The organism is Arthrobacter sp. 05T423, from assembly GCF_056396245.1.
The window spans coordinates 91,502-98,932 of the sequence record NZ_JBFTLC010000018.1 but is presented as its reverse complement, the minus strand read 5'-3'; the positions used below and the strand labels follow the sequence as shown (position 1 = coordinate 98,932).

Genomic DNA, 7,431 nt, shown 5'->3' with positions numbered 1-7,431 from the left:
GGAAAACACGGCTACGATTAGACACCGGAAGGGTGCTCCTTCGCTCGGCAGAATAACGGTCTCGACAACCACTATTTTCCCAGCTCAGAGCACCCTTCCCCTGTTTAAACACGCACCCAGAAACGCCGCCTCATGAAAAGCCGAGGCTAGAGGAGGACGCCGCTCCACGTGGGGCGGCGCCATTTCCTCCGGTGCCGGGTTCCGGGAGGGTAACGGGCCCGGATGTACAGTGGTGCTGGCGGGCAGATTCCACATGTCCAGTACCGAGAAATCCGGGGTATGAGTGTGAACGAGTACGAGGCTTCACTGATCATCAGGGCCGGAGCAGAGCTGCTGCGCGCGGCTTCGTCTGATCCCCGCTCGGAGGAAGGCTACGATGCCGTCAAGGCCAACATCTCGGAGGCCCTGGAAGGCATAGCGGAAGCCCTTTCGAACTTTGAGGCCGGCTCGGGAGCACCCAGCCGTTCAATCGGCTGGGTTCAGGACCTTCACCGGGTGGCGGACGACATAGTGCAAAGGTAGCGGCCGCCGAAGGACCGGCCGCAGCCCTTTCCCCAGGCCTGGCAGCGCAACCCGTAGCCCAGTTCCGGCTGGACCGCGGGCATTCCCGCGCCGGGCGCCAGGTGCGTCAGCTACTTGGCCGTCAGTTCCTTCCGGCGGAACGTCCCGCCGATGGAGAGCTTGCGGCCGTATTCGATGGAACCGTAGCGGAACAGGTGCACGGCCAGGCGCAGGATCAGGATCCCGACGATAAACACTTCGGCGATCACGATGGCTGATTCGACGGGCCCGAGGGTCCCAAAGCCATTGCGGAGCAGTGCGGTGACGGGGGCGGTGAGCGGGAAGTAGGTGAAGACCTGGACGATCAGGGCGGTTGGGTCGCTGATGATGAGGCTGACGGCGTAGAAGGGAACGAAGATCAGCGCCATCAGCGGCCCGAAGATGGTGCCGGCTTCCTTGGCCGTGGGCATGATCGCGCCGATGGCAACGAGCACACCGGTGAACAGCGTGAACCCGCCCAGCAGCAGCAGCGCCCCGGTGATCATCGGGACGGGCTCGAACACCAGGGAGGACAGGTCGAGGTCGGGCAGGGCCACGGAGTCGCGGAACGCGAAGTAGCCGACGGCGATCGGGGTGAGGAACACCGCCACCTGGAGAAGCCCGACGGCGAACAGGGAGATGATCTTGCCGGTCACCAGGGTGGTGGGGTTCAGGGTGGTCAGGATCATCTCCGTGACCCGGTTTTCCTTTTCCTCCAGCGTGCTGTTGAGCATCTGGTTGGACAGCAGAATCATGCTGACGTAGAAAATGACCAGGAAGATCAGCGGCGGAATTACTGAGCCGATCCCGCCGGAGACGCGGCCGTCCCGGTACGTCTCGGCGTCGAACTTCACTCCCCCGGTCAGTGCGGCGGTGACTTCCGGCGAGTTGACCCGGGACTGGGCTGCGGTGACGAGAAGCTGCTTGGCCACGGCCTCGTACTTGCCGTTCTCGAACATGCCCTTGTCCGCGCCATAGACCTTGACCGGTTCTGTGGCCGGGTTTGCCGGGTAGGCGAAGTAGGCCTCGCTGCTGCCGTTCTTCACCGACTGGAGTGCGGCGCCGGGGTCGGACGTCAGACTCCCGCCGGCGGCCTTGGCCAGGGGTGCCGGGATGAGACCGGAGGCGTCGGTGTAGGCGAAAGTCAATGCCGAGTTCTTCTGGGCGTCGGCGTTCGCGGAGGTGCTGGAGTTGCTGGCGTAAACGAGGGCGAAGATGATCGCGAAGACCACCGGGATGGCCAGGGTGGCGATCACGAACCCGCGCTTCTTGATGGTGCGCATGAATTCGAACCCGACGACGGTGCCCAGGTTGTGCTGTTTGAATGCTGTGCGTGCCATCGTCCTAGACCTCTGCCATTTCGTGCTGTTCCCCGTACACCTGGATGAAGATCTCCTCCAGCGACGCCCGTGCGGTGGCGAAGCTGCGCACCGCGACCCCGGCTCCGATCAGTTCCCGCAGGACCGCTGTTTCGCTGGCCCCGTCGGCCGGGGCCAGCTCGGCCTGCCCGGCGGCGTCGCGCACGACGTTGTAGAGGGCCGAGGCGGGCAGGATCCCGTCGTAGCCCAGCCGGTAGACGGTGCCGCCGAACTGGTCCTGGACTTCGGCGACGGTCCCGTAGGCCCGGGACGTGCCGTCCTTGAGCAGGATGACCCGGTCGCAGAGCCGCTCCACTTCCTCCATCTGGTGCGTGACCATGATGACCGTGGCCCCGGCGAGTTTCTGTTCCTCGATGATGTCCATCAGCAGCCGGCGGTTCACGGGGTCGAAACCCTTCGTGGGCTCGTCGAGGATGAGCAGGTCGGGGTCGTTCATGATGGTCACGCCGAGCTGGACCTTCTGCTGCTGGCCGCCGGAGAGCTTGTCCAGCCGGACGGCGGCCTTGTCGGCGATGCCGACCCGCTCCAGGTAGGTCTGGGACCAGGCGCGGGCCTGGTGTTTGCTCAGGCCCTTGAGCCGGCCGAAGTAGACCATCACGTCCAGGACGTGCTCTTTCTTGTACAGGCCGCGCTCCTCCGGCAGGTACCCCAGCCGCGCCCCGTCCCGGGGCTCGAAGACCTTCCCGCCGATGTGCAGGGTCCCGGCGGTGGGCTGGTAGATGCCCAGCAGCGCCCGCAGCGTGGTGGTCTTCCCGGACCCGTTGCTGCCCAGGAACCCGAAGGTTTCGCCTGCCCGGACATCGAAGGACAGGTCTTTGACGACCGTCGTCTCCCCGAAGTCCATGCGGAAGTTTTTGATGTGCACCAGCGGCTCTACCGCGTCCCCCAACGTCATGGACCCAGCCTAGCTGAAGCGGGTTCGGCTACCCAGGCTCCGGCGGCCCGCGCGTGGGAGCCCTACGGCGAGGTCACGGGGCTGTGGCAGCTGGCCAGGTGCTCGATCAGTTGGTCGGTCTGACCCTTGCGTGCCATGTCCAGGAGGCGGCGGTGCTTGGCCACGACACCAGCGGCCTTGGCTGCATCATTCTTGTATGAGCGGATGATTCGACGCTGCACAGGGTTTTCCCAAATGCCCCGCAGGGACTGCAAAAGGTATTTGTTGGGACATGGCTGCGCCAGCGCCAGGTGGAAGTCGGTGCTGGTGCGGAAGATTGCATCGAAATCGGTGTCCTGGACCGCGTCGGCCTCAGCCAGCGTCATTTCCAGGACGGCCAGCTCCATCGGGGTGTACTTGCCGTTGAAACGGCGGATGGCCAGTGCCTCAATCTCGCGTCGCACCTCGTAGACGTCCACGATCTCCGCTTCGCTGAGGATCTTCACAAAATAGCCGCGGCCGGGGATGAAATCGGCCATGCCCTCGTGGACCAGGCGTGTAAGTACGTCCCTGACCGGCATGCGGGAAACCCCGTACTGTGCGGCCAACTGGTCCTGGACCAGTTGCGCCCCGGGGGTGATGACCTCGTTGATGATGTCGTCACACACCCGCTCGTAGACGCGTTCACCCAATGGCCGGGCGTCGCGGACACCGACACCATTCATGTTTTGTTCCTCCTGGAAACTTGGCCGTCCAGAAGTTTTCCTGAACAACTTTGGGAAAGTGTTGCACTTCACTGTATCCCTTGGCTACGGTGTATCCAATCTCAAAGATTGGATACAGGAGCAATGGAGTCCCTACCCCACACGATCGAACGGATCCGCGGCATCGATTTTGCCGCTACCGGCAAGCAGCTCGGCCACCTGGTGATCGAGCATTCAAACAACGAGTACGACGGCGCCATTATCCCCGTCCCTATTGCCGTATTTGCCGGGTCCAAGGGCCCCACCGTCCTGCTGACGGCCGGCACCCATGGTGATGAGTACGAGGGCCAGCTCCTCCTCCACGAACTCGTCCGCGAGCTCGATGCGGAACGCGTTCAGGGGAGAATAATCGTCCTGCCATCGCTGAATGTGTTGGCGGTTCGCGAAGGCACGCGAGTATCCAAGGTGGACGGGGCGAACCTTAACCGTGCGCTGCCTGGCAGTGCGGCCGGGGGGCCGACCGCTCAGATTGCCCGGATCGTTGACACTGCTTTGTTGCCGCTGGCGGACTTCGCCTTTGACATCCATTCAGGAGGGGCCGTCAACGAATACGTCCCCTCGGCCTTTGTTTATGCCGGACCCAACCAGGATGCATGGGAGCGCAAAGTTGCGGCAGTCGAGGCGTTTGGACAGCCATATTGTGTGGTGGTCAAGTCGGACTTTGTTTCGGGCTCCCTCAGCGGGGCCGCGGACCGGGCGGGTGTCACCATGATCTCCACGGAGCTAGGTGGTCGCGGGACGGTCAATCGCCGGCTGCTCGCCGAGGCCCGTTCGGGCCTCTACCGGCTGTTGGCCCATGTCGGCGTCCTCCGCACCACCGGCGCCGGCGGCGCTCCTGTCAAAGACGTCGAGCTCCGCGAAGACGTCACCTATCTCCAGCTCGGTCCAGATGCGGCTGTCATGGCCCGTGCAGGGGGATTGTTTGAACCCGCCGTCGACCTTGGCCAAAGCGTGGCCGCCGGCGACCTGATCGGCCGTATCCACTTCATCGAGGAGCTGGACCGGCCGGCCCATGAATATCGGGCTCACACCGATGGACTCGTTACAACGCTGCGCCACCCGACCTTAGTACATACCGGCGGCACCCTGGTGAACATCGCCGTTCCCCTGGACTGTCCTTCACGATTGGAAAACTGACATGGCTTCATCACGACCGCACCGCATTGCCTTCACGGCGGCGGTGGCACTGGCGACCTTGCTCGCCGCCACCGGCTGCACCACCGCCTCACAATCCCTCAATAACGGATTGCCCACCCAGTCCGATGCCACCGCCTTCGACCCCTCCTCGGTCTCCAAGGACAATGCACTGGCGGCACTGGTCCCAGAGGCCATCAAAGCCAAGGGCACCCTGATCATCGGCTCGGACACCACCTATGCTCCAGCGGAATTTCTCGGCGGCGCCGACGGGCATACGCCCATGGGATTCGACGTGGACTTCGCCAAGGCGATCGGGGCAACATTGGGGCTGAAGGTGGACTTTCAGACTGCCGGCTTCGCCACGATCTTGCCGGGGCTGGGCACCAAGTATGACCTCGGCATGAGCGCATTTTCCATCACGAAGGAACGCCTGAAGGCAGTCAACTTTGTTGACTACTTCAAGGCCGGCACCATCTGGGCCGTGCAGAAAGGGAACCCGAAAAAGGTCAGCCTGGACGCGCTGTGCGGCCTAAAAATAGGCGTTCAAACCGGCTCAGTCCAGGAGAACCCAGATGTATCGGACCGTTCCAAGGCATGCGTTGCCGCCGGGAAACCCGCCCTCGACGTCATCAGCCTTGCCAACCAGACGGATATCACCACGCGCCTGGTCAACGGCGGTATCGACGCAATGGTCTCTGGCGGAACGACCATCACGTATGCGCTGAGCCAGACCGGCGGCACGCTCGAACTGCTCGGTGACCTGTACAACCCGGACCACAACGGCATCGCGGTGGCCAAGGCTGACATGCCCCTGGCCCGACTCGTCGCAAAGGTGATGAACAAGCTCATTGCAGACGGTGCCTACGCAAAGATCATGGATTACTGGGGCGTCGGAGTCCTCTCGGCTAAGCAGTCCGTTGTTAATCCGACGGTACAGCCATGACCTTCACGAGGCTCAGTACGCCTGAGCTCCGACAACATGGCACAGTCCATCCGCATGATGTGGTTCTGAACAAGGCCGTCCCGGTGAAGCATCCCGGTCGTTGGGTCGGCGCTGCCGTCATCATGCTTGCTATGGCCCTGCTGTTCCAGAGCCTGCTGACAAACACTAATTTCCGCTGGGACATTGTCGGGACCTACCTCTTTGACGTCCTGGTCCTCCGCGGCATCGGCTGGACACTGGTCTTGACGGTGTCCTCGATGGTCATCTCTATTGTGCTGGCGATTGTCCTGGCCCTAATGCGCCAGTCCGAGAACCCGCTGTTCCGGTACGTCTCCTGGGTGTGGGTATGGTTCTTCCGCGGCACCCCCGTCTACACGCAGCTGGTGTTTTGGGGGCTCATCTCGACCCTCTATCCCAAGATTGCTTTGGGCGTGCCGTTTGGACCTGAATGGTTCGCCCTTGACACCGCCACGGTCGTCAACGCCACGGTCGGTGCGATCGTGGGCCTGGGCCTGAACGAATCCGCCTACTTGGCCGAAATCTTCCGGGCCGGGCTGAAGTCCGTGGACAACGGCCAGATGGAAGCCGCCGAAGCCCTGGGCATGCGCCGCTCCAAGGTCATGTGGCGGATCATCTTGCCCCAGGCCATGCGCGTAATCATCCCGCCCACGGGCAATGAAACGATCGGAATGCTCAAAACCACCTCTCTGGTGCTTGCGATCCCCTTCACCCTGGATTTGACGTTCGTGACGAACACGCTTGCAAACCGCACCTACCTGCCCATTCCGCTGCTGATCGTGGCTGCGATTTGGTACCTGGTGATTACCTCGGCGCTCATGGTGGGCCAGTACTTCGTTGAAAAGCACTACGGAAAGGGCGTGGACAACGTCATGAAGGCACCCGTCAAGGCCACGCCAGCGGTGGCCGCGGCACACTCAAAGCCAGTGGACACCGCCGACGGAACCACGGATGGAGTCCAACCATGACGGACGCGGCATCAATCACCAGGCGGGAATTTACCCGCACCAAGCCCCTCGTGGACATCCAAGGCGTGCACAAGTTCTTCGGGGAACACCACGTCCTGAAGGGCATCAACATGACCGTGCGCCAGGGCGAAGTCTCCGTCATCATCGGACCTTCCGGGTCCGGGAAGTCCACGCTGCTGCGCTGCATCAACCTGCTCGAGACCATCAGTGCCGGCCGAATCTACGTCCACGACGACATCATCGGCTACCGCGACGCCAACGGGCGCCTCCAGGATCTGAACACCAAACAGATCGCGGCCCAGCGTCGGGAAATCGGTATGGTGTTCCAGCGCTTCAACCTGTTCCCGCACAAGACCGTGCTGCAAAACGTGATCGAGGCACCCGTCCAGGTTAGGCGAGAATCCAAAGCGGCGGCAAAACTAAAGGCCCTGGAACTGTTGGAGATGGTAGGGCTCAGCGACCGCGCCAACTTCTACCCCTCCCAACTGTCCGGCGGCCAGCAACAGCGCGTGGCGATCGCCCGCGCCTTGGCCATGGAACCGGAACTGATGCTCTTTGACGAGCCCACGTCCGCCCTGGACCCCGAACTGGTTGGTGACGTCCTGGAAGTCATGAAGAACCTCGCTAAGTCCGGCATGACCATGATTGTCGTCACCCACGAGATCGGCTTCGCCCGCGAAGTGGGCGACACACTGACCTTCATGGACGCGGGCGTCGTCGTCGAATCCGGCAACCCCCGCGACATCATCGCCAATCCCCAGCACCACAGGACCCAGGAATTCCTCTCCCGCGTCCTCTAACACCAGAC

Annotated in this window: 8 protein-coding genes; 5 read left to right on the top strand and 3 right to left on the bottom strand. The window is 62.7% G+C overall.

Annotation, left to right across the window (positions count from 1 at the left end; all coding sequences use genetic code 11):
• Positions 1-279 precede the first annotated feature (279 nt).
• Entirely contained in the window at positions 280-522 is a 243-nt protein-coding gene (locus AC1DFE_RS14480; RefSeq protein ID WP_476906565.1) for a hypothetical protein, read from the top strand.
• A gap of 110 nt (positions 523-632) precedes the next feature.
• Here the strand turns inward: AC1DFE_RS14480 and AC1DFE_RS14475 are convergent, their stop codons facing one another.
• The 3 genes from AC1DFE_RS14475 to AC1DFE_RS14465 form a co-directional block, all read right to left on the bottom strand.
• Positions 633-1,880 carry an ABC transporter permease gene (locus tag AC1DFE_RS14475; protein ID WP_476906564.1) on the bottom strand — a complete coding sequence of 416 codons (1,248 nt, stop codon included), beginning with the start codon at positions 1,878-1,880 and terminating at the stop codon, positions 633-635.
• Between the two features lie 4 nt (positions 1,881-1,884).
• On the bottom strand, positions 1,885-2,814 hold the full coding sequence (locus tag AC1DFE_RS14470; protein ID WP_476906563.1) for an ABC transporter ATP-binding protein: 930 nt from the start codon (positions 2,812-2,814) through the stop codon (positions 1,885-1,887).
• Between the two features lie 62 nt (positions 2,815-2,876).
• Positions 2,877-3,518: a GntR family transcriptional regulator gene (locus AC1DFE_RS14465; protein ID WP_476906562.1), complete on the bottom strand. Its 642-nt coding sequence runs from the start codon at positions 3,516-3,518 to the stop codon at positions 2,877-2,879.
• Positions 3,519-3,641: 123 nt separating this feature from the next.
• On the opposite strand from AC1DFE_RS14465, the gene AC1DFE_RS14460 reads away from it, so the two are divergent.
• The 4 genes from AC1DFE_RS14460 to AC1DFE_RS14445 all read left to right on the top strand — a co-directional run bounded on the left by AC1DFE_RS14460 (position 3,642) and on the right by AC1DFE_RS14445 (position 7,423).
• Complete coding sequence (locus AC1DFE_RS14460; protein ID WP_476906561.1) at positions 3,642-4,694, top strand: succinylglutamate desuccinylase/aspartoacylase family protein; 1,053 nt, start codon at positions 3,642-3,644, stop codon at positions 4,692-4,694.
• A 1-nt stretch (position 4,695) separates the two neighbouring features.
• Positions 4,696-5,637, top strand: coding sequence for an ABC transporter substrate-binding protein (locus AC1DFE_RS14455; RefSeq protein ID WP_476906560.1), 942 nt, complete (start codon positions 4,696-4,698; stop codon positions 5,635-5,637).
• A gap of 122 nt (positions 5,638-5,759) precedes the next feature.
• Entirely contained in the window at positions 5,760-6,623 is an 864-nt protein-coding gene (locus AC1DFE_RS14450; RefSeq protein ID WP_476906571.1) for an amino acid ABC transporter permease, read from the top strand.
• On the top strand, positions 6,620-7,423 hold the full coding sequence (locus AC1DFE_RS14445; protein WP_476906559.1) for an amino acid ABC transporter ATP-binding protein: 804 nt from the start codon (positions 6,620-6,622) through the stop codon (positions 7,421-7,423). The genes AC1DFE_RS14450 and AC1DFE_RS14445 overlap by 4 nt, the downstream gene beginning before the upstream one ends.
• Positions 7,424-7,431 lie beyond the last annotated feature (8 nt).

Excerpts from the sequence above, each read along its gene's own strand:
- AC1DFE_RS14460 (WP_476906561.1), top strand. The coding sequence starts at position 3,642 with ATGGAGTCCCTACCCCACACGATCGAACGGATCCGCGGCATCGATTTT.
- AC1DFE_RS14465 (WP_476906562.1), bottom strand. The coding sequence starts at position 3,518 with ATGAATGGTGTCGGTGTCCGCGACGCCCGGCCATTGGGTGAACGCGTC.
- AC1DFE_RS14470 (WP_476906563.1), bottom strand. The coding sequence starts at position 2,814 with ATGACGTTGGGGGACGCGGTAGAGCCGCTGGTGCACATCAAAAACTTC.
- AC1DFE_RS14455 (WP_476906560.1), top strand. The coding sequence starts at position 4,696 with ATGGCTTCATCACGACCGCACCGCATTGCCTTCACGGCGGCGGTGGCA.
- AC1DFE_RS14480 (WP_476906565.1), top strand. The coding sequence starts at position 280 with ATGAGTGTGAACGAGTACGAGGCTTCACTGATCATCAGGGCCGGAGCA.
- AC1DFE_RS14475 (WP_476906564.1), bottom strand. The coding sequence starts at position 1,880 with ATGGCACGCACAGCATTCAAACAGCACAACCTGGGCACCGTCGTCGGG.
- AC1DFE_RS14450 (WP_476906571.1), top strand. The coding sequence starts at position 5,760 with ATGCTTGCTATGGCCCTGCTGTTCCAGAGCCTGCTGACAAACACTAAT.
- AC1DFE_RS14445 (WP_476906559.1), top strand. The coding sequence starts at position 6,620 with ATGACGGACGCGGCATCAATCACCAGGCGGGAATTTACCCGCACCAAG.